Annotated in this window: 25 protein-coding genes; 11 read left to right on the top strand and 14 right to left on the bottom strand. The window is 42.2% G+C overall.

The features are described from left to right. Positions 1–27: 27 nt before the first annotated feature. From FD723_RS14670 to prfC, 6 genes are all read right to left on the bottom strand, one after another. A complete protein-coding gene (locus FD723_RS14670; protein WP_306297020.1) occupies positions 28–789 on the bottom strand; it encodes an ABC transporter ATP-binding protein in 762 nt (253 codons plus the stop codon). A gap of 262 nt (positions 790–1,051) precedes the next feature. Continuing rightward, complete coding sequence (locus tag FD723_RS14665) at positions 1,052–1,963, bottom strand: alpha/beta fold hydrolase (protein WP_179065955.1); 912 nt, start codon at positions 1,961–1,963, stop codon at positions 1,052–1,054. 81 nt (positions 1,964–2,044) lie between these two features. Beyond that, positions 2,045–2,485: a SufE family protein gene (locus FD723_RS14660; protein WP_179065954.1), complete on the bottom strand. Its 441-nt coding sequence runs from the start codon at positions 2,483–2,485 to the stop codon at positions 2,045–2,047. Between the two features lie 522 nt (positions 2,486–3,007). After that, the gene (locus FD723_RS14655; RefSeq protein WP_179065953.1) at positions 3,008–3,514 is read right to left on the bottom strand and encodes an RNA-binding protein; all 507 of its coding nucleotides are present in this window, start codon (positions 3,512–3,514) and stop codon (positions 3,008–3,010) included. Between the two features lie 662 nt (positions 3,515–4,176). After that, complete coding sequence (locus FD723_RS14650; RefSeq protein ID WP_179065952.1) at positions 4,177–6,474, bottom strand: M48 family metallopeptidase; 2,298 nt, start codon at positions 6,472–6,474, stop codon at positions 4,177–4,179. A gap of 204 nt (positions 6,475–6,678) precedes the next feature. Then, positions 6,679–8,307 carry a peptide chain release factor 3 gene (prfC, locus tag FD723_RS14645; RefSeq protein ID WP_179065951.1) on the bottom strand — a complete coding sequence of 543 codons (1,629 nt, stop codon included), beginning with the start codon at positions 8,305–8,307 and terminating at the stop codon, positions 6,679–6,681. A gap of 124 nt (positions 8,308–8,431) precedes the next feature. Between prfC and FD723_RS14640 the strand changes: the two genes are divergently transcribed. Further along, entirely contained in the window at positions 8,432–8,791 is a 360-nt protein-coding gene (locus FD723_RS14640; protein ID WP_179065950.1) for a DUF4870 domain-containing protein, read from the top strand. A gap of 415 nt (positions 8,792–9,206) precedes the next feature. Then, positions 9,207–10,187, top strand: coding sequence for a porphobilinogen synthase (gene hemB / locus FD723_RS14635; protein WP_179065949.1), 981 nt, complete (start codon positions 9,207–9,209; stop codon positions 10,185–10,187). A gap of 276 nt (positions 10,188–10,463) precedes the next feature. On the opposite strand, the gene FD723_RS14630 is transcribed toward hemB, so the two are convergent. The 4 genes from FD723_RS14630 to FD723_RS14615 form a co-directional block, all read right to left on the bottom strand. Further along, entirely contained in the window at positions 10,464–11,975 is a 1,512-nt protein-coding gene (locus FD723_RS14630; protein ID WP_179065334.1) for an IS5 family transposase, read from the bottom strand. A 142-nt stretch (positions 11,976–12,117) separates the two neighbouring features. Beyond that, complete coding sequence (locus FD723_RS14625) at positions 12,118–12,264, bottom strand: type II toxin-antitoxin system HicA family toxin (protein WP_179065948.1); 147 nt, start codon at positions 12,262–12,264, stop codon at positions 12,118–12,120. Continuing rightward, positions 12,257–12,484: a type II toxin-antitoxin system HicB family antitoxin gene (locus FD723_RS14620; RefSeq protein ID WP_179065947.1), complete on the bottom strand. Its 228-nt coding sequence runs from the start codon at positions 12,482–12,484 to the stop codon at positions 12,257–12,259. Before FD723_RS14620 ends, FD723_RS14625 begins: the two co-directional genes overlap by 8 nt. 201 nt (positions 12,485–12,685) lie before the next feature. Further along, a complete protein-coding gene (locus tag FD723_RS14615) occupies positions 12,686–13,579 on the bottom strand; it encodes an alpha/beta fold hydrolase (protein ID WP_179065946.1) in 894 nt (297 codons plus the stop codon). A 284-nt stretch (positions 13,580–13,863) separates the two neighbouring features. Here FD723_RS14615 and FD723_RS14610 point away from each other — a divergent pair, with 284 nt between their 5' ends. The 5 genes from FD723_RS14610 (at position 13,864) to FD723_RS14590 (ending at position 19,365) form a co-directional block, all read left to right on the top strand. Further along, positions 13,864–14,175, top strand: a complete 312-nt coding sequence (locus tag FD723_RS14610; protein ID WP_179065945.1) for a BMC domain-containing protein — start codon at positions 13,864–13,866, stop codon at positions 14,173–14,175. An 85-nt stretch (positions 14,176–14,260) separates the two neighbouring features. Further along, the gene (locus FD723_RS14605; protein ID WP_179065944.1) at positions 14,261–14,608 is read left to right on the top strand and encodes a carbon dioxide-concentrating mechanism protein CcmK; all 348 of its coding nucleotides are present in this window, start codon (positions 14,261–14,263) and stop codon (positions 14,606–14,608) included. 1,191 nt (positions 14,609–15,799) lie between these two features. Continuing rightward, on the top strand, positions 15,800–16,987 hold the full coding sequence (locus FD723_RS14600; protein ID WP_179065943.1) for a HetZ-related protein 2: 1,188 nt from the start codon (positions 15,800–15,802) through the stop codon (positions 16,985–16,987). Between the two features lie 255 nt (positions 16,988–17,242). Beyond that, entirely contained in the window at positions 17,243–18,493 is a 1,251-nt protein-coding gene (locus tag FD723_RS14595; protein WP_179065942.1) for a pilus assembly protein PilB, read from the top strand. 188 nt (positions 18,494–18,681) lie between these two features. After that, positions 18,682–19,365, top strand: a complete 684-nt coding sequence (locus tag FD723_RS14590; protein WP_179065941.1) for a Crp/Fnr family transcriptional regulator — start codon at positions 18,682–18,684, stop codon at positions 19,363–19,365. 51 nt (positions 19,366–19,416) lie between these two features. On the opposite strand, the gene FD723_RS14585 is transcribed toward FD723_RS14590, so the two are convergent. From FD723_RS14585 to FD723_RS42780, 3 genes are all read right to left on the bottom strand, one after another. Beyond that, on the bottom strand, positions 19,417–19,641 hold the full coding sequence (locus FD723_RS14585) for a hypothetical protein (protein ID WP_179065940.1): 225 nt from the start codon (positions 19,639–19,641) through the stop codon (positions 19,417–19,419). Beyond that, complete coding sequence (locus FD723_RS42785; RefSeq protein WP_256875212.1) at positions 19,625–19,816, bottom strand: hypothetical protein; 192 nt, start codon at positions 19,814–19,816, stop codon at positions 19,625–19,627. Before FD723_RS42785 ends, FD723_RS14585 begins: the two co-directional genes overlap by 17 nt. Before the next feature lie 97 nt (positions 19,817–19,913). Next, the gene (locus FD723_RS42780; RefSeq protein ID WP_256875183.1) at positions 19,914–20,138 is read right to left on the bottom strand and encodes a hypothetical protein; all 225 of its coding nucleotides are present in this window, start codon (positions 20,136–20,138) and stop codon (positions 19,914–19,916) included. Between FD723_RS42780 and leuB the strand changes: the two genes are divergently transcribed. The 4 genes from leuB to FD723_RS14560 all read left to right on the top strand — a co-directional run bounded on the left by leuB (position 20,130) and on the right by FD723_RS14560 (position 23,312). Continuing rightward, complete coding sequence (leuB, locus tag FD723_RS14575) at positions 20,130–21,218, top strand: 3-isopropylmalate dehydrogenase (protein WP_179065939.1); 1,089 nt, start codon at positions 20,130–20,132, stop codon at positions 21,216–21,218. The two genes, FD723_RS42780 and leuB, sit on opposite strands and share 9 nt — an antisense overlap. Positions 21,219–21,468: 250 nt before the next feature. Continuing rightward, a complete protein-coding gene (locus tag FD723_RS14570; protein ID WP_179065938.1) occupies positions 21,469–21,729 on the top strand; it encodes a hypothetical protein in 261 nt (86 codons plus the stop codon). 164 nt (positions 21,730–21,893) lie between these two features. After that, complete coding sequence (locus FD723_RS14565) at positions 21,894–22,715, top strand: A24 family peptidase (RefSeq protein WP_179065937.1); 822 nt, start codon at positions 21,894–21,896, stop codon at positions 22,713–22,715. Positions 22,716–22,964: 249 nt separating this feature from the next. After that, positions 22,965–23,312 carry a DUF760 domain-containing protein gene (locus FD723_RS14560; protein ID WP_094347414.1) on the top strand — a complete coding sequence of 116 codons (348 nt, stop codon included), beginning with the start codon at positions 22,965–22,967 and terminating at the stop codon, positions 23,310–23,312. A 43-nt stretch (positions 23,313–23,355) separates the two neighbouring features. On the opposite strand, the gene FD723_RS14555 is transcribed toward FD723_RS14560, so the two are convergent. After that, positions 23,356–24,564: an HhoA/HhoB/HtrA family serine endopeptidase gene (locus FD723_RS14555; protein ID WP_179065936.1), complete on the bottom strand. Its 1,209-nt coding sequence runs from the start codon at positions 24,562–24,564 to the stop codon at positions 23,356–23,358. Positions 24,565–24,629: the final 65 nt, after the last annotated feature.

Below are 24,629 nucleotides of genomic sequence, written 5' to 3'. Positions count from 1 at the left end.
TCCGCGTATGCGGACTTGAAGAACCTATCAGACGGCTAACTGACTCAAGTCGGCTGGGGTAAGGTTGGAGTGTACTACTTGGCCATCACGAAACCAAACGATGCGCTGAGTTTGGCGGGCAACTTCTGGTTCATGTGTCACCATGACAACGGTGATTCCACTAGCATTGAGTTCGCCAAAAATATCTAAGACTTCTTGGGTAGTGCGTGAATCAAGTGCGCCTGTTGGTTCATCGGCCAGGAGTACTACGGGACGATTGACGATCGCACGGGCGATCGCTACTCTTTGTTGTTGTCCACCAGATAGTTGAGTTGGTTTGTTGTTGAGGCGATTTGCTAAACCGACTCTTGTCAGTGCAACTATAGCGCGATCGCTTCTTTCTTTTGGATCGACACTAGCATACACCATCGGTAGCATCACGTTTTCTAATGCTGTGAGTTGGGGTAATAGGTGGAATTGTTGGAAGACAAACCCCAGCTTTTTATTACGGATGTGTGCCAAGGATTTATCATCCATTTGCGCCACATCGATATTATCTAAGTAATAATGTCCGCCGCTGGGACGGTCTAGACAGCCGATAATATTCATGGCTGTGGATTTACCTGAACCAGAAGGCCCCATAATTGAACAATATTCGCCTTCGTGGATAGTCAAATTTACATCGTTGAGGGCTCTGACTTCGGTTTCACCACTGCCATAGATTTTAAAGATATTCTCCAAACGAATAATTGTTGATTTCGGGACGGGATTGGGAATTGGAGAATTGGTAATTGAAATAGTGTTTGGCATAAGGATTTAGTTGGTAGAGACGCAATTATAGTGATGTCTACGACGGGCTATGCCTACGCTCATTTGTATGCGATAAGTTTGAGCTTTCTCTAAACTTCTCTCCTCTTAGGAGCTACGGTGTAAATATGGGGGTAATTTGACTTGTGTATACACGTTAGCCTTTTAGGAGAGAGGTCAGAGTATATTGCATACAAACGAAAAGTGCTATGCAATAAAAATTATCGCAAACAAGAAAATTAGACTTTGATGGATAAGTGAGGATTTAATTTTCTGAAGAGAACAAAAAATCTTGAATTGCTTCTAAAACAACTGCTGGATATTCTTCATGTAGTCCCAAAGAACCAGGGATAACAACACTTCTCACTCCTGGTAAGGCTACCAAAGCATTCATTTCTTCTCGTGATTTGGGAGGGCTAGATTCCCCAATTACTACCATGAGCGGTACGGTTAAAGACTGTACAAGTCCCAGAAAATCAGATTGTGCGTGTACAGCATCGAGATTACCAGTTACAAAGGCAGCAGATGCAAATCGCGCTCCTGGTTGTTGAGTCGTCTGCCACTTTTTCTCAATGAAACTGGGTGTAATTTTAGCTGCGTCAGTAAAGACATGACGACGGTACATAAAACTTAATAAAGATGGGGCAGTATTGAGTTTGTAGAGAGCTTGACCAAGTATAGGCGATCGCACCAATTCTCTCACAAAACCAGCTATTTGCTGACTTGCCCCCATTGTCGGCAAAGGCCCACGCCAAGTAGGAGCTAACAATATAATCTTTGAGAAAGCAGCCGATTTCACAGCTAATTGTAAAACGTAACTAGCTGTATGACCAGCTGCTACTACAGTAACAGGAGTATTAAAAACAGCTTTGACAAAATCTTCCAGAAAGTGCTGATATATTTCCGGTCGATAATTCAAGCTAGGGCGAGAAGATTCACCAAATCCAGGCCAATCTATGGCTACTACTTGAAAATGGGGAGCTAGTAATTTGGCAAGTTCGCCCATTTCCAAACGCGTCGAAACACTGCTGAAAGCTGGTAATAGCAATAGCGGTGAACCTTTACCAAGGGTTTCATAAACAACGCGTAATTGCTGATTTTCCCAGTTCCAGAGATACTCCTGAACTACTCCACCAAAGCCAATAGTAGCAAAGGTAGATAATACATTGGTTGACATAAGACTAAATTTTGGTAGTTGTACGTTATTTGTCAGTTGTCCAAAGTCCAATTGCAAATTACCAATGACTAATGACCAAGTTTAGTTAGGCAAATCTAACTTACATTCCAATGCTTTTTTTTGCATGGTTTTAAAAATGTTGTAAAACCCATTAGCACGGGAAGGTGTCAGGCTAACGTTTAAACCTGTTTCTTGAATAAAATCTGGGGTAAGTTGGACAATCTCAGTTGGCGTTAGTCCCTGCAATCCTTCAACCAGAAGCCCTACTAATCCTTTAGTTAACTGGGAATCGGAATCGCCCTGAAATATAACCTTACCGTCATCCAAGGCTGCGGTGATATAAACTTGAGACACGCAACCAGGAACTTTATTTTCGGGTAATTTATCGGCTTCTGGGAACTCATTAAGCTTCTGAGCATACCAGATTAGCTGTTCGTAGCGCCGCTTCGGTTCAGAAGCGCGTTGAAAGCGCTGGACAATTTTAGCTAGCGCAGGTGGCAAAGAATCTAGAGTTGAGGACATAACAGAAGCAGCAAACGATCGGTACCACTTTGAGTGTAAATTATCTTTAGAGCGATGCCTACGGCGAGCTGCGCTTACGCGCTTCCGGTTTACGTTGCCATATCTCAGCTAGCTATAACAACCATCATTGACTATAACTTGTCAAATCCAGACAATTACTGCATAGGCGCAGCCCAACTTAGGCATCGCATTCACATCATTCAGATTTTTTAAGGCATCTAATGACAAAAACTTAATTTTTTTATAAGCAAGCTTACAAAAACTATAGTTGCATCAATATATACTTTTTCTATTACGTAAGTATGATAATTGAGTGAAATTTATATATCGTTTGATTTGATTGAGATTTTGAACGCTCCTAGCTCTAAGGTACGTCTTAGTGTGACTAGTGTAGATGCGATTCGCAATTACAAAATTAGCTGCAAGTAGATTTAACTAAGCAGCTAGATAATAATCGACAATTAAAAATTAAAAATCAAAAAAAATTCTGATTTTTAATTTTTAACTTCTCTCCCTGACAGATTAATTCGTAGTTTGTGCAGCTAGCATCTGCTTCAGCTTTTCTAATTCCGAAGCCCAACGAGGATCTGGACGAATAGCGTCTGAATCGGTAGTTGTGGTACTGCTTTCGCGAGAACCGCCGCCACCGCCGCCACGACGAGGCTTCTTAGAACTTTTCTCACGGCGGCTACCTTCTCTGCTGGGGCTAGGAGTCGGGGTACTACTACTAGCAAGAGTAACTGGTTTAGGAGCTTGCTCCTCGCCCTCTTCACCCTTAGTCCGAGGTAATGCCTTCTCTAGCTTAATGGGAGTGTCTTTGAACAGCTGACCATTATATTTTTCAATGATTTCGTCAGCTTGTTCGTCGTTGTTGACTGTCAGAAAACCGAAACCACGGCATTTGCCAGTTTTACGGTCTTTAATTAATTTAGTAGTTACAGCATCACCTTCTGCTGCAAAAACGGCTTGCAGATCTTGACGATCTATTTCATCTTTAGGCAGATTACCTATATATAGGCGAACGGACATGAACTATACCTCCAGAGTTAAATGAACATGGCAAGGCGAGAAAACAATCACTTGGCTTAGGCTTTTAACTTTTAAATAGATGCTATTGACCAAGACTGCCATCAACCAATTTTTTTGCTCGAAACTGTCAACCTATACAACAATACAGTTTTTCGTCGGGATCAAGCTTGTTTAATCAAAAGGCTCACACTATGGTGAGCTAATAACACCTTAATTCTAAGAATTGTAAATTTAATAGCCTAGTGCCTGCTAAAGTACACGCTTTCTTCCATGCTCTTTTTCGCAGAATCAAATACCATTCCCTACATTACCACGGTATTTTCTACGTAGCTAGTTTAGCGCATATATTTCCGGCATTAGTATTACTGCATCGTAACATGAAACACATTTTTTTATTCAAGAGAGCATATTTTGAGACAAAAACCAGCCATTGGCTGGTTAATTTTTTGCTGTGTTGGGAGGATAAAAGGTATGAAGCAGGGGAAAAAGCATCCGAATTAACAACTAAGCAGTAGTGCTGAGTTATATCGGCTGCTATTGTTTGTGTGAATAAATGTAACACTTGTAAAGAAAACTTGCAACTTTTGTTTACATTCCAATTTGTCCTTTGTCCTTTGGAGTTAAATAACTCTTAACTCCTCACTCAGCACTCAGCACTCTCTTTAACCAGTAAGAAAAACGTATGCGCCCCAAGCCTGTGCTGCAACTGCTAAAAAAGTAGACCAAATGGGATGAGGGCTATGAATGGTTTTACCACTTTGAGTTTGTAGGGTTTGAATATCAATCCAAGGTGTTGCTCCTCGCCGGAACCAACCTGTGACGATAATTTGCCTACCAATTAAATCTTGGTGATTGACTGACTGTCCTAGCCAAGAAATGTGGTGTAATTTCACCAAACCCGCACTGGATTGGAAGATTAAATCTTGCGCTAGGGAGTTGCTAGTGCCTTGACGACCTAATAATTTGCCCACCAGACGCACGCTGATGCTGTCAATGGGTAATGCAGAAGGGTCAGATAACAGGTTGGGTAAGCTGTCATCAGTTTGCACAGTGGCAGGTTTAATATCCGGGAAGAAAGAATTAATCCGCACTACTGTACCGATGCTAAAGCCAATCAAAAGGCAGCCTGTAATGAAAGACCAATCTTCATAGATCCACTTTAGATTTAAAAACTTGAGTGCAAATGCTAGTTGCCAAGTTAGCCAGACTAAAGCTGCAAATAAAACCCCTAAAGGAATTCCCAACCAGGGAGCGATTTGTAATAAGAAAGACTGACGCTTCACCTTTGATGGTTCGCTTGCAAAATGTAGTTCGGTGTCTAGATGCCAGTGACGGGCTATTTGGCAGAGGCGTTCGATGCGATCGCCCATTAAAGGGTGGCTATTATTAATCGTAAACCATCGGCGATAGGGATTGGCAGTATCCCACTTCAAAAATGATTCAAAAGATAAATTGCTGGCAATAGTGCCCAAAGATAAACTCTGCTGGTGGCTAACTGGTGTCAAAAGATTTAAGCTTTCTAGTTGCCAACTTGTCTCTTCTTCTTTTTGGATGTCAGCGGCAACGCCAATGGCAATTTTAAGTAAAGCGCGAATCAAGGCATTGGGATTACCAGTAATTTCAGCGGCGACGCGATCGCTATAATAAAGCCGCAACCGCGACAACCACAATGCAGTTCCAGTCAGCAAACACCAAACTCCATAAATTAAAGTTGCTAGAATTGTCACCGGCCAGCGCCAAATTTTTGCTGATATTCTGTCGCCTAACTCTGACACTTGCTGATATAGCCGATGAATTGGTAGTGTCACCAGCAGCAACAAAGACATTACAGCAAAATCCCAGTGAGCAATATGCCCTAGCTGTGTGGCGTAAATAATGGCGATTTCATCATCTGCCAGTTGTTCTAATAGCCCTTGACTCACAACAATCCTGGCATTACGTGGTAAACTACCATAAGTCAGAATAATTGGTGCAGCCGTTGGTAAAATCCGCAGTTTGGGTAACGGCCAGTGCCTTTGTTGGCAACAACGTTGTAGCACCCGAACCGCTTCGCGGCTATGAGCATTCAATACATCTTTAGAGAATTCTCGCTGACCATACAAGTTCGCCAATAGCAGATCCAGTAACCAAGGTGATACTCCGATCAAAATCACCAATACTATTAACAACAACTTAGTAGGATCGCGATATAAAAGCTGCAACGGCTCCAGATAAGGAAGTTTGACTAAAGTCTGGTTGATGAATCCCATTGCTAACTTGAGCATTTCCCGCATCACCCAAAACAGAGCGATGAACGTTCCTGCTGACAGTAACCGCAAGGGAATTAATTTCGGTTTACGTAGTGGTTGCCATGCTCTGGCGCGTTGTGCTTGTCGCCAATAAATAACGCCAAATAGTTTAGCTTGAGTGCGGGTTACAGAACCCATGAAGCCATTTAGGGATGTAGCCAGTGGAGGTGGGGGTGGTGGTGTCGCCACTGTCGCTTTGAGTTTAGGTAGTGGCACCATCGGCGGGGTTTCGTTGCTCTTGGTTTCGATTACTCGATCGTCTGGCTTTTCCTCTAATGTAGGAGTTTCTGGGGAAGTAACAGGGGTTGAATCTGGGGTTGAATCTGGGGCTGAATCTGGATTTGAATTCTCAAAGGCAACAAATCCAGTTTCGACATTTGTTGATTCTTGCTCAGTTTTTTTACGTTTTGTCAGGTGTTCGAGAGCGCGTGTTGCCCACTCTTGAACTTGTGGGTTGTTACTCTCAATGAGGTTTTGGGAAATAGCGATCGCTTTGGGAACTTCGCCAGTGCGAGCAAAAGCCATCACTAAACCAACCTGGGCTTGTAAACTAGCAGTACCATTACTCTGGCTGCTAGCAATAGGTTCTAGTTGAGCGATCGCTGTTTGGTAATTTCCCTGCTTGAGGGCAACTAAACCAGCCTCCAAAGACGGTTTGGCATGTGAAGGCATACAAATTCTGGCACTCCAATCTCTTCTAAATGATCCACGTTTGTGCAAAAGCGCGAACCTCGGATGCCGTGGAAATCAACCGCGCTCAAGTTTTGCTTGTCAAGTGAACGATCAAGATTGAATAAAGGCGTCAGTCGTCAGAATTCAGTTAGCTCTTTTGTAATACTAATTCTGAATTCTGAATTCTGTATTCTGTATTCTTCTTCATTCCTCCACTGGTTGTTGACTAGAAAATACTGGAGCGATCGCGCTTAATTTTAACTCTGGATGGTCGCCTAATAACTGTTGACAATTCCATTCATTGCGGAATAGCAACACTGGGCGTCCCATACTATCTTTAACTGTAGTGGTATTGAAAATCCGTCCCACTTTTTCTAATGCTTCCCAACCACCCTCAACCCAACGGGCGACACTATAGGGTAATACCTCTAATATGGTTTCTACACCATACTCATTTTGTAAGCGAAACTGTACCACCTCGAATTGCAACTGACCCACCGCCGCCAAAATTGGATCGCGCTTGGCTTCATCAGTTGAATACATAATTTGCACAGCACCTTCTTCGCGCAATTCCGCAACGCCTTTTTGGAATTGTTTAGACTTCGAGGGGTTGGGATTCCTCAGAGACGCGAACAGTTCCGGCGAGAAATACGGAATCCCTTCATATTCGAGCTTTTGTCCCGTGTAAATTGTATCCCCGATCGCAAAAACACCGGGATTGTTCAAACCGATCACATCGCCAGGATAAGCCACATCAATCGATTCTCGCTCTTGAGCAAAGAGTTTTTGCGGGCGAGATAGACGGATAAGTTTACCAATGCGGGCGTGATTCACCATCATATCTTTTTCAAACTTACCAGTGCAAACCCGGATAAATGCGACGCGATCGCGGTGCTTCGGGTCCATATTCGCTTGCAGTTTAAAGACAAACCCCGAAAATTCCGGGTATGTGGGGGGAACTTCGCCAACACTGCTGACATGAGAGCCAGGTTTGAGGGCATAGTCTAGGAAATACTTAAGGAATAACTCTACCCCAAAGTTAGTCATGGCGCTACCAAAGAACACAGGCGTCATTTTGCCTTCGTGTATCAACTGTAAATCTAGCTCTGGCCCAACTCCTTCTAACAGTTCCAGATCATTTTTTAATTGGTGATACAGGCTTTGTTCTAGCTGTTCTTCTATTTTCGGATCGCCTAATTCGACTATGGTATCACGGGCTTCTCGGCTGCCGTGAGCGCTGCGTTCAAAGAGGTGAATTTGTTGCTTGTGCCGGTCAAAAACACCTTTAAAGCGATCGCCCATCCCAATCGGCCAATTTACCGCATAGGTTTGCAATCCCAGTTCTTGCTCAATTTCATCCAAAAGTTCCAGAGGTTCCCTTCCTGGGCGATCGAGCTTGTTGATAAATGTAAAAATCGGGATACCCCGCAACTTACACACTTCAAACAACTTACGGGTTTGGGGTTCCAAACCTTTTGCCGCATCAATCAGCATCACTGCATTATCAGCGGCGGCAAGAGTGCGATAAGTATCTTCGCTGAAATCTTGGTGTCCGGGAGTGTCTAATAAATTTATCTGACAATTCCGGTATTCAAATTGCAACACCGTGGAAGTAATGGAAATACCCCGTTGTTGTTCCATCGCCATCCAGTCAGATGTAGCTTTGCGCTGTGCCCGTCGCGCCTTAACCGCCCCAGCTTCGTGAATTGCCCCTCCGTACAGGAGTAGCTTTTCAGTTAGTGTAGTTTTACCAGCATCAGGGTGAGATATAATCGCAAAATTGCGACGAAGTTCAACTGCTTGAATAAGTTCAGACTGAAGTTCAGTAGACATAAATGTATTTGTTTGTCAGCTAGCTTAATTTTTTTTGACTCTGGTAAGTCTTTTAATCTTAAGACAACGATGCTCGTGATAGGGTCGTAGTGGAATCAACAATCTGACTAAATAGGAGAAAGCGATGTACGACACAGACAAGCGAAAGCTTCTATCTGCCTTGTCTCATGGAGCGATTTTTTTCAGCACAACTTTGGTATCTGTAGGTGTACCTATCGCCATATTGCTCGTATCTGACGATCCTGTTGTTAAAGAAAACGCCAAAGAATCAATCAATTTCCACTTTAATGTCTGGCTTTACGGAGGAATTCTGGGAGCGCTGTTTTTTCTATTCGGTTGGTTAGTTTTACCTCTATTATTGCTGGGGCCGCTAGCCGGTCTGGGATATCTACTGCACTGGGGATTAACAATTTGGGCGCTCATCGGAGTTTTCAGCAATCCTGATATACCCTTCCGTTATCCTTATATTTTCCGAGTTTTTTAATACAGATTATGGGTATGGGCATTGGTAATTCTCAGTTATTTGCTACCAAATACAAAATTTAATTAATTCGTAGCGAATTCTCTGCGTGCCTCTGCGTTTCCCTCTGCGCCCCTACCCTGCGGGAAGGCGAAGCGCCTATGCGTTTAAATTTCAACCCTCAATTAGCCAAAATTTTGCCAACAGACAGTCTTATCATTTTGAATTCTGAATTGCTTCATGATGTTGTTTTTTTTCCAGTCCGTCGGATAGGTGCAACCAAGCTGTAGAATACAAAATTGCCCTACAACTTGATTAAGAGTAGGGCAAAGGACAGTTAAGCACTGTTTGTAGTCTGTCTGACGGCAGGAAAATTTTAGCCTGCTTTTGTGACGCTTTGTTTTGTGTCCATTTGCGTTGTTTTTCTTCATAAAATTTTATGTTTCCTACACATCGCCCCCGTCGTCTGCGTACTCATCCCCAACTGCGCCGGATGGTTCGTGAAACTGTTTTAACAACAAACGATTTAATCTACCCATTATTTGCCGTACCAGGTGAAGGAATCGCTAATGAGGTGAAATCCATGCCTGGAGTCTACCAACTTTCGGTAGATAAAATTGTTGAAGAAGCAAAAGAAGTTTATGACTTAGGAATTCCTTCTATTATTTTATTTGGTATTCCAGCTGATAAAGATGTGGATGCCACTGGCGCTTGGCATGATTGCGGTATCGTCCAGAAAGCGGCGACGGCGGTAAAAGCAGCAGTGCCAGATTTGATTGTAATTGCTGATACTTGTTTATGTGAATATACTAGCCACGGTCATTGTGGTTATTTACAAACTGGTGATTTAACAGGACGAGTTTTAAATGACCCAACTCTGGAATTGTTGAAGAAAACAGCGGTTTCTCAAGCAAAAGCTGGTGCCGATATCATCGCGCCTTCGGGAATGATGGATGGGTTTGTGCAAGCAATTCGTCAGGGTTTAGATGAAGCCGGATTTCAAGATACGCCGATTTTGTCTTATGCTGCTAAGTATGCTTCGGGTTACTATGGCCCATTTCGGGATGCAGCAGACTCGACGCCGCAATTTGGGGACAGAAGAACTTACCAAATGGACCCAGGTAACTCGCGCGAAGCAATTAAAGAGATTGAATTGGATATCGCTGAAGGTGCTGATATGCTGATGGTTAAGCCAGCCTTGGCATATATGGATATTATTTGGCGGGTGAAGGAAGCGAGTAACTTACCAGTTGCAGCTTACAATGTTTCTGGTGAATATGCGATGGTAAAAGCTGCGGCGCTCAATGGTTGGATTGATGAAGAGCGCGTGGTGATGGAAACTTTAACTGGGTTTAAACGGGCTGGTGCAGATTTGATTTTGACTTATCATGCTAAAGATGCGGCGCGATGGTTAAAGTAAGGTGGGCGATTGAGTAAGAGTTTAAGAAATCTCACGCGGAGGCGCCCAGATGCAAAGTTGTGTTTTGGTGTTTGGGCGTGAGATTTTTGGATTTTAGTTATCGCGATGCCTGGGTTGGGCTATGCCTAAGCAAGTTCAATAATTAAAGTTTAATTAACTTCAAATAAAACACGAGGTAATCCTGACTGACGAATTATAGACCGCAAAGTACCGATGCGTAATTCTTCGTAATTGGGGGTTGCTGAAAAAGTGATAAAAAAGCCAGAGAAGGATTAATTAGTTATTCAAGCAAGGAACAAACATAAGTTTTTCTTGCGTGTAAATAGTAAAATCATAAGCCCTAATAATATTAGAGCGGAAAAAAGATGTAGTTTTCAAAAATAGACACAAAAAAGCGCTAAATAACCATGACAGATGAGTAGATAGATTCATCACTAAAAAAGTAATAGCAATTACAGTTTCCGAAGTATGAGAAAGTTTCGCCATCACTCTATTCAGGCTGAATCTTCTTTTAGCTTGTCCAAACTTTCCCTCAATAGAATTACGAATCCTTTCGTCTTCTAAAGCTTGCTTCTTTTTTTCCTTACTAATAGTCTTCTGAGGTCTACCTAAAGGAGAACCACTAATTCTAATACCTCGTTCTTTGCACCAAGCTCGATTCTCCCTTGTCCGATAAATTTTATCAACATGAACGGACTCTGGATAATACCCAGTGTAATTTTTAAATGATTCTACTTGTGTTTTCAAATCTCCTGATTCATTAAAGTTATCCCAACTAATATGGTCTAAAAATGCATATCCATCAAAGCAACTAGCAGACAGTTTAGCCCCAAATTCCACGGCTTTACCCGCTTTTCCTCGGACAATTGGACGGATATGTGGTTGGCTTAAACTTACAATCCGGTCATCAATGCTCTGCTTTTTATTTTCATACAACCATAATTGTTGACGATAGAGTTCTGTGACTACAAGCAACATCTTATATTGCCTGTTAGCTAAATTTTCTAGAGTTGCCCCTAACAAGATTAACTGCTCAATATGTGAGAAATTTCTTTTAATATACTGAAGTTGTTTTCTTATCGCTTTCGTTCTTTCTTTCTGTGATACACGGCGTTTTTTAGCTACTTCTAAGTAGTCACGTCTGGCGATTTCACGATAAGTTCTCGGCTTTTTCTCTAATTGACCCTTTATCTGTTCATAAAGAGAGTCTATAATTTTTTCTGTTTGCTTTCTGGCTTGATTTAGTAGCTCTAAATCTGTCGGATAGCTGATATCACTGGGCGCACAAGTAGCATCTAATATTAACTTACCGCGATTTTTTGGCTTATTACCTTCTTTTCCTGATTCTTCGGTTTTTTTTTCAGCCTCTTGAGAAGATGTTGTTTCTAGCATCTTCTTCACCATTTGTTGATTCACTTTGTTGACCAATTCAGCACTAATTCTTTCACGAAAATGTACTAGCATTGATGCGTCAAATGTCGTCTCATTACTATAAGACGACATCCCTATAAAATACTGTAAATAAGGGTTTTCTTTAATTTGTTCTACTGTTTCCCTGTCGCTTATCCCTAGCTTTTCTTTGATTATTAATGCCCCTAATGCCATCCGAAATGATTTTGCGGGTGCTCCCATCTCTGGAGAAAACAATGAAGAATATTCTGATTCAAATTCTTTCCAGGGGATTAAATTAGCCATCATTACCCAACGATTATCTTCCGATAACTTTCCCTCAAATGGAAGTTCAAACTTTTCCACTGCAATTGGAGTTGATTCTTCTTTTCGGTACATAGTTACTTTGGATACACTATCTTCAGTCTGAGCAGTATGATGCAAGGATTTTGGGCTATTTTACCTTCAAATCTTGCACCGAAATATACTTCTTTGGTCTGAAAATCTAGATACTGCCACCTTTTGTTTTTTTCAGCAACCCCTAATTGGGTATAGGAACTGTAATTGTTGAGTCTTCGATTTGCATCTGCATTATTATGTGACTACCACGCTGGCGCACTTGTACAAAGCCGTTCTCTTCCAGAATGCGGCAGACTTCTCTAGCAGAAAGAACACGCAGTTTAGCCAATATTTACCTCTAGGCGTGTAACAAAAACTTCTGTGTGCAACCTTTGCTTAATTTCAGAAGGATCTGCTGTCTCAAAAAATAATTCTAATGCCTCAATTAGGTTATTCCGTGCATCTTCAATTGTGTCACCTTGGCTGGCGATATCGAGTTCGGGACAGAGGGATACATAACCATCCTTTTCGCGCTCAATGATAGCAGTGAATTGTGTTGTTTGCTTCATTTTTGTCTTTAGTCCAGTAGATAGATCAATCTTGATAGTAAGTTACTTTAGATATAGCGGTTCTCGTTTGGATGCAATACAGTTTTACCTCTCTCCTCTTAAGAGAGAGGTTTGAATCTTACTGCCCTTCCCTAATATTGCAGTTACAGAATGCGATCGAGATAATCTTAACGCTGCACTGACCCAAATAGAAGCCACAATTCAAACCGAACCACAAAAGTTTAAAATGTGCTGTGCAGTAATTTGTGGTTGTTCTAAGTGTGGGAGATGACCGCAATCTTGAATCCAGGTGAGAGTACTGTGTAGAATTGCCTTTTGAAACGTTGTGGCATCCTTAGTACCCAAAATTTTATCAGAATCGCCCCACAAAATTAGCGTTTGTTGCACAATTTGTGATAATACATCAAATTTAAAAGCACTATAACCACCACTTTTAGTGAAAGCAATCAAAGCTTGATTCCAATTTGGACTTTTTAGGTGCAATGCACCACAACACAGCGCATCGACAGAGGCGAGACTTTGATTTTTATATCCAATGCGGGAAACGCGATCGCGTACTTTCAAATTACTCAAAAACTGAGTTGCGAAATAATCCAACGGGGGAAACATTAATTTGCTCAATTGTGAACCACCCGCTAACCCTGCACTATCAATTAACACTAGCTTTTTTACTACTTCTGGGTATGTCAGCGTAAAATCAATCGCTGTCGCACCCCCCATCGAAGCACCCACTAAAATTACAGGTTGGTTAATTAGGCTTTTCCAGAAATAATAAAGATGGGTTTTAATTGCAGTTGGGCTATAGGCAATTCCTGAGAGTCTATCTGTAAACCCAAAACCCAACAGATCCACTGCCCACGTTTCATTATCTTCAGAAAGTAGTGGTAAAAGCCGCCGAAATTCCAATACAGAACTGTCAAAACCGTGAATTAATAAAATCGGAGTTCCACCGCACCCTTGCTTGACAAATGTTGTAGTAACTGGTTGATTAGTTAAAGGAGTAGCGATCGCAGTGGTTTGAATACTCCGAGCTAGTGCGATCGAAGTAGGTTCTGTTAGTTGCTTGACTGCTGTAGGCAGAAAATTTGGAAACATAAATTTCAGTTTATCATATTAGCTTACTTCCAGATATAGGTGATTTTGTTCAACAACAAAATTACAAAAACTAATATGCTCAAGTATTATTTGTAATATATAAAATATAAACCAGCCGCAATCAAAATATTTTAACTCCCAACTCCTGTAGAGAGGTGATTAATCGTGTCTCTACCCACTCCCCCGAAATTTATAGATCCAAGAAAGTTTTTCAAAATGTCAAAATTGGGACAAAAGCCACGTACAATTAAAATCGCTTATCCCTTAATCCAGGAGCTAATGCCATGCCAATGGCGGTTGGCGTAATTGAAACTTTAGGTTTTCCTAGTGTCTTAGCAGCAGCAGATGCAATGGTCAAAGCTGCCGCAGTCACAATTGTGTATTATGGTCAAGCGGAAAGCGCTCGCTTGTTAGTCGCCGTTCGGGGACACGTTTCTGAAGTAAATAGAGCTGTTGAAGCCGGAATTGTAGCGGGAGAGCAAGTCAAAGCTGGTACAGTAATTACCTACTACATTGTTCCTAATCCCCCGGAAAATGTGGAAACCATATTACCAATCCATTTCACCGAGGAATCAGAACCTTTCCGTATGTTCTAAGCAATTTTGCTATCAAAATCTGTAGCGAAGCTTCGTACAATTAACTTGTAGCCACCATATCGTTTGTTCATACAGGAGATTAATAATGTCATTACAGGCAGTTGGAGCACTTGAAACGAAAGGTTTTCCGGCGGTGCTAGCAGCAGCAGATGCTATGGTAAAAGCTGGTCGAGTCACCCTCGTTGGTTATATCAGAGTAGGTAGCGCTCGCTTTACAGTTAATATTCGTGGCGATGTTTCTGAAGTAAAAGCCGCGATGGCTGCTGGTGTTGAAGCCGCAGAAAATGTTTATGGCGGTACATTGGAATCCTGGGTAATTATTCCTCGTCCCCATGAAAACGTTGAAGCTGTTCTGCCAATTGGTTACACAGAACAAGTCCAACAGTATCGAGAATCTGTAGAAAATCCCATTGTTAGATCAAACAATCGATAGATTTAATCCCCTGTGGGTAAATTCAAAACCAAGAATGCCCATAAATAAATTTAAAGAGAAGTTTATTGTAAGCCTTCTGACCATCAAAACTTTCGAGCGTTGCAAACTTTTATGTTTTTAGATTTTGCATAAGTTGAATTTTGAAGCAGAGGGAAAGCAACAGTTAGAGTCAATAGTCAAAATCAATATTGACTGTTGACTATTCATTCTTAGGAATATAAAAGTTTTAAGAATAACTTGCCAATAATTAGAGGCATCGTTGTGAATGAAGCTAGTTTACAGCTATTTTCAGGTAAATAGACTAGGCGGTAGGGGCACAGCAATGCTCATTAGTGTCAACTTAATCTGAAAGCAAGTCTAGAACTAGCTTTTAGATTGCCTCGTTGCCTCGTTCCCAGTCTCCGACTGGGAATGCTTGTCTTTGAGGCTCCGCCTCTCTTTACTGGCAGCAGAGCCACTTTTGAGTTGCATTTCCAGCCGGAGGCTGGAAACGAGGTTTTAAAGGAGTTTCAGCTTAAGTTGACACCAATGAGCAATGCTGTGCCCTTACGACAGATGTGGTTCAAATACATGAAAACTGCTGTAAAAAAGATAAATTTGCCTATCAATTTCTACTATCCAGAATAGCGATCGCTGCGTAGCATACTGGAAGAAAGGTTTTCTAGATACCAGGAAAAGTCTGAGTTAAGGCTTGATATTACTTAAAAAGAAGGGAATAAGCCAATTTCTCAGACGGGCTGGGGTATTTACTGAGTCAATGCCTCAATAAACACTAATTATATTGAGATTTAACTAAGTATTATACTACGTAATGAATTGGAGAAAGTTGAAACTTATACGGGTGAAATAACGTCTGACATTGAGTTAGATTAGATTCGTTCCTTGTATCTGTTACAAAATGTCAGATTTACCTGACCTATCTCGTGCAAAGGTTGTATCTTCAACACTCTAGGCAGATTTCTATTCTCAGTGAAAAAACATAACTTTACAAAAAGTTTAAATTGGCCAAATCAACCCAAATGCCTGATATACAAGAGTCTTGGATATTGTGAATTGAAAATAAAACATCAATGTAGAAATTTCTGCATAATTTTAGTGAACTAAGACGTAATAAAAGTAGAATCACTGAGCTATTTTCATGAAACTCATGAAATCAGGGGCAGCTGCCAGTTAAATAATTAAGTGGGACGAATGGGGGTTGTGATGCAAACTTCAAAATTGAGTTTCGAGGAATGCAATCTCACTATGACAACGGATGTGGAAAAACTGGCTATAGATTGGCAAAAGCGTTTGGCTGTGGAATGTCCAGACCAAAATGAAGCTGCTAGACAAAGCATTATTCTTTGGTTATTGGGATCTGACTCAAAACGGTTTGATTTGTTTAACCCTAAAGAACTCGAAATCGCCAAGCAAGCGATGGAATATCGCTGGAGGATTTTACGTCAACGCTACTTAGGGCTGGGGCGGGAACGTGCTTATCGCAACTTGATCGTGCGATTGGGGAGTTTAGTAACATTACGGAATAAGATTCAGACTTGGGTTTCCCTCAGCCGCGATCGCCAGCGCAGTGTAATCGATGTGTTACAAGAAGTAATCCAAGAATTACTCCAAAGCGATAGCCAGATGCAACAGCAAATGGCTGATATTGCCAAATATACAACCGATAGACGATTAGGTGATGCTCTGCTATTTGCCAGTTTAGAAGAATATTCTCTGCGCCCAGTACGCAATCAACCCCTATTAGCTTACCGATTTGTGAATTACTTGCGTCGCACTCAGCGCGGTGGTTTAACCCAAGTGCCTGGCCGTGACTTGATTAGACTAGTTTCAGAAGAAGTTCTTACAGATGATAGTGATAATCGAGTTAACTTAGTCGATAGTCAAGCGATCGCAGAATATCAAGAAACACAACAACTAGAGGAACAACAGGGGCTACGCCAGTCAGTACAAAAAGAATTTGAAAATTATTTACAAGAAAGTCTGGGAACAGACGCAGTAGATTGGCTGCGACTCTATCTGCAAGGTAAGTCCCAAGAAGAGATCGCCCAAAAACTGAATAAGCAGACTAAAGAAGTTTACCGTCTGCGAGAAAAAATTAGTTACCACGCTGTCCGTGTTTTTGCCCTCAAAGGTAAACCAGAACTCGTAGATAACTGGCTCTCAATTTCCTTACAAGAACATAACTTAGGATTAACGCAAAACCAATGGCAGCAACTTGATGAAAAATTGACCCCTCTAGGGCGGCAGATTCTAGATTTGCGGAAAGCGGGTAACTCAATAGAAGCAATAGCCGAACAATTAAAACTCAAAACCCATCAAGTGCTAGGCGAATGGACAAAAATCTATCTTGCAGCCCAAGGTTTAAGAACCCAAGAGTAAGCTGTAGTCGAAGATGGGGATTGGGGACTGGGGAAGAAGCAAGGGAGAAAAGTTTTCCCCTCCGCACCCCGCTCCTCTGCCTCTTTTCAATCCCCAGCCCTCAGTATTATCCCTAGTCTATAATCTAAAATTCATACTCTACTTACGTTTACTTAAGTATATATAATTGAAATTTTAACAATCCAACAAAGTATCTTTATTAACTACCTACTAAATTCAAGGCAGAATATAATTAAACACCAACGCATCAAATCTATGTTGTCTTCAGAGGGTGAACTAAATGATACCGCAGCAAATGGATGGCAAATGCTAACTGCCACTCAAATGAAGTGGGAAGAAAAAGGCGATCGCGAGCGAATATTCCAACTAATTGATAGTCTTTTGTCCTTTGAAGCTTGCCTCTACCACCAGATTTTACCCTTTGGATTAGAAGGCAAAAACCTCTTGCTAGGTATGGTTTATCCACAAGATAGCGAGGCACTAGATTACGTTGGTCGCATTTTGTCTTCTATCAATTGCACAATGGTGATTGAAGCGATCGCAGCCGACGCTCACCGCAGAATCCTATCAGCCTACCTCAACCATAAGAATACATCTCAGCTAGATGCCAAAGTTGTGCATCAGCCAACAGAAGACTTTTCTCCAACACATAGCCCAGCAAGCATTGCTGACACAGACAACTCAGAATCAAATCAGCAACCAGTATTGATGGTATTTCAGACACCAAAGCGTCAACATTCTGGGCAGCGGGTAGACTTGCCTCCTATTCCAGAGCTAGAGCAATCATCTGAAACTACAACGTTCTCGACTCCTATTTCCAGAACTCAGCAGGGGGAGACTTCCGAAGCCACACCACCAAACAATTTACCTATTTTGCCCACACAAGCTTCCGAACTACTGAGTCCAATTGAGTTGTTACCAACACTACCACCCAAGAAATTACTAGAAGAATTACTGGGGCGAATCTTGGTTGGGGGAATTGGTCGGCTGTACTTAGAAAGACAAGCGTATGAAGGTAGGATACTGTGGAGTGACAATGGAATTTTACAGTCTGTATTAGACGAACTGCCGCTCTCGGTTTTCCAAGGAGTACTGAATGAATTAAAGCGGTTTGCATCCCTGCCTATCACCACGGTTGCAGAACCAAAACAGGTAGAAAAAGAATACGTATATCAAAAAAACCGCTTATTATTACGCTTGCGAGTCATGCCGGGAATCTACGGCGAAGAAGCAACACTCCAAGTATTGCGGGGAGCAGCCTTAAAATTCTATCAACAACAACAGTTGACCCGTTTGAGCCACGATGCCTTAGGAATTTCTCAGCAACTAAGCTTCAAGTTACACGAACTACAAGAACGGCTTTTACTGAATCCCGTCCTTGATTCTCAGCAATTAGAGGCTTTAGTTACCCTGAATCAATTAGTGAAAAATTTAGACCAACAGATCAAAATACTCGCACTAGATAGCAATTTACCAACAAATAGTAAATCATCGGTCTGTAAGTGAAAACGCTGATTTCGATCGCATACATAATTGTTATGTTGTAATAGAATCCTAGACCGATCGAGCTTAGAGGTTCATCTTCAATAAATACAAATTTTGCGATCGTATTCTGAGTAAGATTACGGTTTAAAAAAAACTTATAGTAGCAAAGTTAGTTTCCCGCCCTTAAATCAATTTGTTGCAAATATTTCATGTTAACTGAGGTTTTTAGTGAACTTTTCCCCTTAATGAGTACAGCCAATCCACAGACTTTGGAATGGCTGCTCAACGTTGCAATTGAACATGAATACCCATCTGGGCGAGCCGTTGTGATGGAAGATGCCTGGGGTAACGCAGTTTACTTCGTGGTTTCTGGTTGGGTCAAAGTCCGGCGTACCCTTGGGGAAGATTCAGTAGCTCTGGCAATTTTTGGCCGTGGCGATTTTTTCGGAGAAATGGCAATTTTAGATGAATCTCCACGCTCAACCGATGTCATTGCTCTTTCACCCGTGAAGTTGCTTAGTATCTCCAGAGAGCGTTTTATTCAAATATTGTTTAAAGACCCGCAGTTACATCACCGGATGTTGCAACTGATGGTGCGGCGATTGCGACAAATTAACCTGCGTTTACAAATGCGGTCTTCACCACCAGCAGTTAAACTCGCCCATACCCTAGTGACTTTAGGCGAAAGCTATGGTCAAGAATCAGACTTAGGAAGAGAAATTTTTAACGTTCCCTTTAAAGATTTAGCAGAGGTGACAGAAATCGGCGTTGAAGAAACCACCAAAATCATGGAAAAACTACATGAAAAAGGGTGGATAAAGATTGATAGTACCAACAACATCAATTATCTTGTGAACTTCAAACAGTTGATGAATTTGGCGGGCAAAGTTTGATTGCTTTATCCCGTCTAGCATTTTCATATTTGTAACTTTAGGTAGAACATCTTACTCACATCTATTATGTTGTTGTCGTCCCTCCTCAATACTGACAAAGATTTCCTCAAGAGTGATATCTCCTAATATTTGATCCCTATCTCGCGTGTAATCTCCACTACCGATCTCAAATTGCTGCATAAATCGCGCCATTCCCGCAGGGCCCAGAGCCTTAGTCAGGGCTTCTATTCCCAGTCGCCTAATCTCAGCCTGAGAAATTTTAGTCACGTCTATCATCTGTCACCTTCATTACCCAATGAAGCGGGTTTTCTACTCTTACTTGTAACAAGTTCCTGCACCTTGCTACCAAACGCAACATCCTATCATCAGTGGTTAGCAGAATATCCGCATTTCCCACTTCTGCACAAGCGATATGCAAAGCATCATAATTCTTAAACCCTAATTCATTCAGTTCTCGCGCACGGGATTTAACCTGTTCAGTTAAACTTACTTTGATGCTTACAGAAGCAGTCTAAAGCTTTATCTGTCGTTTTCTATCAAGTTCGTTATCAATGGCTATCACTTACAAGCATTTGCCATTCACCTGTTTGACAATTAGCCAAAATCAGCAGTACCGCCTCAGCTTCCAAACGAATCCGTTCTTGTGTCTGGTCATCAAAAGGGCGATTCAGACAACAAACATCTAAATAAATTAAAAACTCCATCGGTACATCTTGCTCGGTATGATATTTAATCTGCAAGCATTTACCTAGTAATAACCAGCTATGACACATAACTACCGCATTACTTTACTCCCCGGCGATGGCATTGGCCCTGAAATTATGGCAGTGGCGGTAGATGTGCTGAAAGTCGTAGGGAAGCAATTTGATATTCAGTTTGAATTCCAAGAAGCGCTTATTGGTGGTGCAGCAATTGATGCCACAGGAGAACCCCTACCATCTGCCACTCTAGAAACCTGCCGTAATAGTGATGCTGTGTTACTCGCCGCCATTGGTGGTTATAAGTGGGATTCGCTGCCATCTAATTTACGCCCAGAAGCAGGTTTGTTAGGACTACGTGCAGGTTTAGGATTATTTGCCAATTTACGCCCAGCAAAAATTTTGCCCCAGCTAATCGATGCCTCGACTTTGAAACGCGAAATTGTCGAAGGTGTGGATATTATGGTGGTGCGTGAACTCACTGGCGGGATTTACTTTGGTAAACCTAAAGGGATTTTTGCTACGGAAACTGGTGAAAAACGCGGTGTAAATACAATGGTTTACACCGAATCGGAAATTGAACGCATTGGACGGGTGGCTTTTGAGGCGGCTAAAAAACGCGGTGGAAAACTTTGTTCGGTGGATAAGGCGAACGTATTAGAAGTATCTCAGTTGTGGCGCGATCGCATCACTCAACTTTCTCAGGAATATCCAGATATCGAACTCTCTCATTTATATGTAGATAATGCTGCCATGCAGTTGGTACGCGCTCCCAAGCAGTTCGATACCATCGTTACAGGTAATTTGTTTGGCGATATTCTCTCTGATGCTGCTGCCATGCTCACAGGTAGTATTGGGATGTTACCGTCAGCTAGTTTAGGCGCTTCTGGGCCTGGTGTATTTGAACCAGTTCATGGTTCCGCCCCAGATATCGCCGGACTGGATAAGGCAAATCCTCTAGCACAAGTGTTGAGTGCGGCGATGATGTTACGCTACGGTTTAGACCAACCAAAAGCGGCAGATAGCATCGAACAAGCCGTATTGCAAGTTTTAGAACAAGGCGATCGCACAGGAGATATAATTTCCCCAGGAAAAAATCTTTTAGGTTGCCGCGCTATGGGCGATGCCTTAATTAAAGTACTCGACCAACCTTAAAGTTATTGGGTGAAGATGAATGCCAGGCAGTAGGCAAAAGTTTTTTACTTTTGCCAAGACTGCGATTTTCTCAACGTAAAACGTCTACAGAGGTTTCCTGTACTCAGATTTGATGCCTAAATCCCCCTTCGTTAGGGAATTACGAATTACGAATTGCGAATTTTAAAGTGCAACCTGGGCAATTTGGCAACCTTTGCTAAAAGTTTCGGGTAGACTAGAGGGAAATCTAGCAATCAAATAACAGTCGATAGTGTACGCATTACGACAAGGACAAGCAACTTTTACCGCCCCAAAGAACCAGTCACCTTTGATTGATCCCGCCGTAATCAGAGCCGCTGGGCAGATTTACTACACTCACTGTGAAGTACATCCCGAAATAGCTGGGCAACCCTCCGGTGTAGCAATTAATCGCATGACTCATCGAGGTAAGGTTATTTTTACTAACCAACCAGTTCTATTACCTCAAGAATGTTTTGTGCCCTTGAGTCAAATTGAATCGCACATGTATTAGTTATTGGTCATTAGTCATTAGTCATTGGTGAGCCAGTGCGGTCTTGGGGGTTTCCCCCATGAGCAACTGGTGAACCCGAAGGGTCATTAATCATTAGTTCTGGACAAAGGACGAAAGATAAACGACAAATGACACAGGACAAATGACAAAGGACAAATGACTGTATGGACATTTTGTTCGCCATTCCGGCGAGTGTAATGGTCTTTGCTTTAGGTGCATCTATTGGTAGTTTTCTCAATGTTATTGTTTATCGGCTACCTGCTGGGTTGTCAATTCTTTGGCCGCCTTCTCGTTGTCCTAAGTGCTTAAACCAGCTAAAAGCTTACGACAATGTACCAGTTTTTGGCTGGATATACTTAAAAGGGCGGTGTCGATATTGCAAAAGCAAAATTTCTGTCCGTTATCCCGTGGTAGAAGGGGTAACGGGCATAATTTTTTTGCTGATTTTTTTAGTATTTCAAGTATCCACTTTCACAATAGGTTATTGGGCTTTTTGCAGTTGGTTATTGGCACTATCGCTCATCGATCTAGATACAATGACCCTACCTAATGCACTTACTCAGTCGGGTTTGGTGGTAGGAATTTTGTTTCAAATGATAGTTGGTTTTTTACCAGAGGCTAGTTACGTGTCATTGGTAAATCACCTGATGATGGCGATAGTTGGTGCAGTATTGGGCTTATGGCTGTTTGATGCGATCGCTTTATTGGGTTCAATTGCCTTTGGTAAAACTGCAATGGGGGCAGGTGACGCCAAGTTAGCAGCGATGATGGGAGCCTGGTTAGGCTGGAAATATTTGCTCTTGGCTAGTTTTATTGCCTGTGTGCTGGGAGCGTTAATTGGTAGCGGTGCTATGATGCGATCGCGACAAAGGTTAGGACAAAAGATGCCCTTTGGCCCTTTTCTGGCTTTAGGATCTGTAATCACTCTATTTGTTGGCGAAGCCATTTTGTCTAGCTACCTGCGGTTATTTTTTCCAGCATCTTGAAGAAGAGAATAGCAATGCCCAATGCCTTCAGGAGTCCTGTTAGCGGATAGCTAAGGTTTAGCCCGTACTGAGTGGGAAAGAACCAAGAGAGCAGGGAGAAAAATTTTCCCCTCCGCTCCCCGCACCCTGCCCCTCTGCATCTTTTCATTGCCCCATTCCCATTCCTATTGACTTATACCCGTGGTGAATGCGCTACTCTTGTACTATGGTTTAGAGTAGAGTTAGCAATTAAGCTAAATAAAACTGCCAATGGTGTTTAATCCTGACTTTTTGAATGACAACTCCGAGGAACACCCTAATCAACTTCTTTCCGACCACTCTGAGGAATACCCCAATCAGTTACTCAAGTATCTACAGCATCAGTCTCCTGATGTTTTAGCTAGGGTTGCTCAGTCTGCCAGCCCCGAAATTAAACAAATCATCTCGCAAAATGTTCAAGGGCTAGTGGGAATGCTCCCGGCAGAAAATTTTAACGTGCAAATCACGACAGATCGGGAGAACTTAGCTGGACTTCTAGCGTCAGCAATGATGACAGGGTATTTTCTGCGCCAGATGGAACAAAGAATGCAGTTAGAGCATTTGTCTAATGGTCAATAATTAATAGTCAATAGTCAAACATTCTGGGACTATTGACTATTGATTATTTCCTTTCAGGATAAGCTCCTAATTTTACTTTCAAGGTTTGAATTTTACCGCTGCGGTTGACTTCGAGCGCTATTATGTCCCCAACTTTGCTGGACTCTACTAGCCTCTGAACTTGGGCTGAGGTTTTGACTGGTTTACCGTTAACTTTTTGAATCACGTCTCCAGGAAGCAATGCTCCACGCTTGGCTGGAGAATCGTCTGTTACGCCTTTAATGACAATCCCCGCATCCTGCTGAATGTTCAGTTGATTGTCTTGATTAATCTGCTGTCTTCTGATGGGAGAAAGGTCTGCCATTTCAATACCCAAAAAGGGATGTTCCACATGCCCTTTGGTAAAAAGTTCATTGGCAACGCGGGCGGCGGTTTCAATAGGGATAGCGAAACCAAGTCCTTGAGCATCAGCGCGGATGGCAGTGTTAATACCAATGACTTCACCTTGGGCGTTTAACAAGGGGCCACCAGAATTACCAGGATTAATCGCGGCATCAGTTTGGATAAAGCTAACTCGCTTATCTGGGACACCAACTTGAGTGCTGGTGCGATCGGTAGCGCTGATAATACCCATAGTGACAGTATTATCCAAACCTAGAGGATTGCCAATTGCGATCGCCCATTGTCCCGGTATCAAGTTTTGCGAATTACCCAATTTTACCGTCGGCAAATCATTCGCTTGTATTTTCACCACCGCCACATCTGTCACAGAATCAACTCCGACTACCTTTCCCTCTAAACTCCGACCATCCTTGAGAGTTACTTGTACTGTATCTGTATCTGCTACCACATGAGCGTTAGTGAGTAATTCGCCATCTTCGCTCAAAATAAATCCCGATCCGGTACCGCGCTCAATGCGTTCTTGAGGAATTGGTTGGTCATCTTCTCCAAAAAATCGTCGCAAGAGGGGATTTTTCAACGCGTCAGAGATAGGATTAGCCACTTTGCGAGTAGCATTAATTCGCACCACAGCCGGGCCAACTTTTTGCACAGCCGTCGCAATAAAATTCACATTATCGCCCCCAGTAGCACCAGTTGCTCCATTCGGAGAACTCGGAACTACTGATTCTGGAGGCGAAGACATCGTTACATTTTTTAACTGTTGGAACGATCGATTTTGTGGCAGGAGATAGTGACTGCCAAACAAGCCTGCACCACCGCCAATCACTAGTAAAAACACATAAACAGCCAGTTGCTTTAAGGATAACTTCATAATCTTTTTACTCAAGGACAGCAATGCAGTTGCTAATTTCTAAGTGTAGTCAAGCTAACGGCAAG

Origin of the sequence: Nostoc sp. C052 (assembly GCF_013393905.1) — a bacterium.
In the GTDB taxonomy this organism is placed as follows: Bacteria; Cyanobacteriota; Cyanobacteriia; order Cyanobacteriales; family Nostocaceae; genus Nostoc.
Note: the sequence above shows the minus strand (reverse complement) of the source record. Positions and strands in the feature narration are given on the sequence as shown.

Bases quoted from the DNA above. Each gene is read 5' to 3' on its own strand.
- FD723_RS14640 (WP_179065950.1), top strand. From the start codon at position 8,432: ATGTACGACACAGACAAGCGAAAGCTTCTATCTGCCTTGTCTCATGGA.
- FD723_RS42780 (WP_256875183.1), bottom strand. From the start codon at position 20,138: ATGTGTCATAGCTGGTTATTACTAGGTAAATGCTTGCAGATTAAATAT.
- FD723_RS14610 (WP_179065945.1), top strand. From the start codon at position 13,864: ATGCCAATGGCGGTTGGCGTAATTGAAACTTTAGGTTTTCCTAGTGTC.
- hemB (WP_179065949.1), top strand. From the start codon at position 9,207: ATGTTTCCTACACATCGCCCCCGTCGTCTGCGTACTCATCCCCAACTG.
- FD723_RS14665 (WP_179065955.1), bottom strand. From the start codon at position 1,963: ATGTCAACCAATGTATTATCTACCTTTGCTACTATTGGCTTTGGTGGA.
- FD723_RS14555 (WP_179065936.1), bottom strand. From the start codon at position 24,564: ATGAAGTTATCCTTAAAGCAACTGGCTGTTTATGTGTTTTTACTAGTG.
- FD723_RS14590 (WP_179065941.1), top strand. From the start codon at position 18,682: ATGTTAACTGAGGTTTTTAGTGAACTTTTCCCCTTAATGAGTACAGCC.
- FD723_RS14650 (WP_179065952.1), bottom strand. From the start codon at position 6,474: ATGCCTTCACATGCCAAACCGTCTTTGGAGGCTGGTTTAGTTGCCCTC.
- FD723_RS14560 (WP_094347414.1), top strand. From the start codon at position 22,965: ATGGTGTTTAATCCTGACTTTTTGAATGACAACTCCGAGGAACACCCT.
- FD723_RS14565 (WP_179065937.1), top strand. From the start codon at position 21,894: ATGGACATTTTGTTCGCCATTCCGGCGAGTGTAATGGTCTTTGCTTTA.
- FD723_RS14670 (WP_306297020.1), bottom strand. From the start codon at position 789: ATGCCAAACACTATTTCAATTACCAATTCTCCAATTCCCAATCCCGTC.
- FD723_RS14660 (WP_179065954.1), bottom strand. From the start codon at position 2,485: ATGTCCTCAACTCTAGATTCTTTGCCACCTGCGCTAGCTAAAATTGTC.
- FD723_RS14615 (WP_179065946.1), bottom strand. From the start codon at position 13,579: ATGTTTCCAAATTTTCTGCCTACAGCAGTCAAGCAACTAACAGAACCT.
- FD723_RS14630 (WP_179065334.1), bottom strand. From the start codon at position 11,975: ATGTACCGAAAAGAAGAATCAACTCCAATTGCAGTGGAAAAGTTTGAA.
- FD723_RS14595 (WP_179065942.1), top strand. From the start codon at position 17,243: ATGTTGTCTTCAGAGGGTGAACTAAATGATACCGCAGCAAATGGATGG.
- FD723_RS14605 (WP_179065944.1), top strand. From the start codon at position 14,261: ATGTCATTACAGGCAGTTGGAGCACTTGAAACGAAAGGTTTTCCGGCG.
- prfC (WP_179065951.1), bottom strand. From the start codon at position 8,307: ATGTCTACTGAACTTCAGTCTGAACTTATTCAAGCAGTTGAACTTCGT.
- FD723_RS14620 (WP_179065947.1), bottom strand. From the start codon at position 12,484: ATGAAGCAAACAACACAATTCACTGCTATCATTGAGCGCGAAAAGGAT.
- FD723_RS14600 (WP_179065943.1), top strand. From the start codon at position 15,800: ATGGGGGTTGTGATGCAAACTTCAAAATTGAGTTTCGAGGAATGCAAT.
- leuB (WP_179065939.1), top strand. From the start codon at position 20,130: ATGACACATAACTACCGCATTACTTTACTCCCCGGCGATGGCATTGGC.
- FD723_RS14655 (WP_179065953.1), bottom strand. From the start codon at position 3,514: ATGTCCGTTCGCCTATATATAGGTAATCTGCCTAAAGATGAAATAGAT.
- FD723_RS14585 (WP_179065940.1), bottom strand. From the start codon at position 19,641: ATGATAGACGTGACTAAAATTTCTCAGGCTGAGATTAGGCGACTGGGA.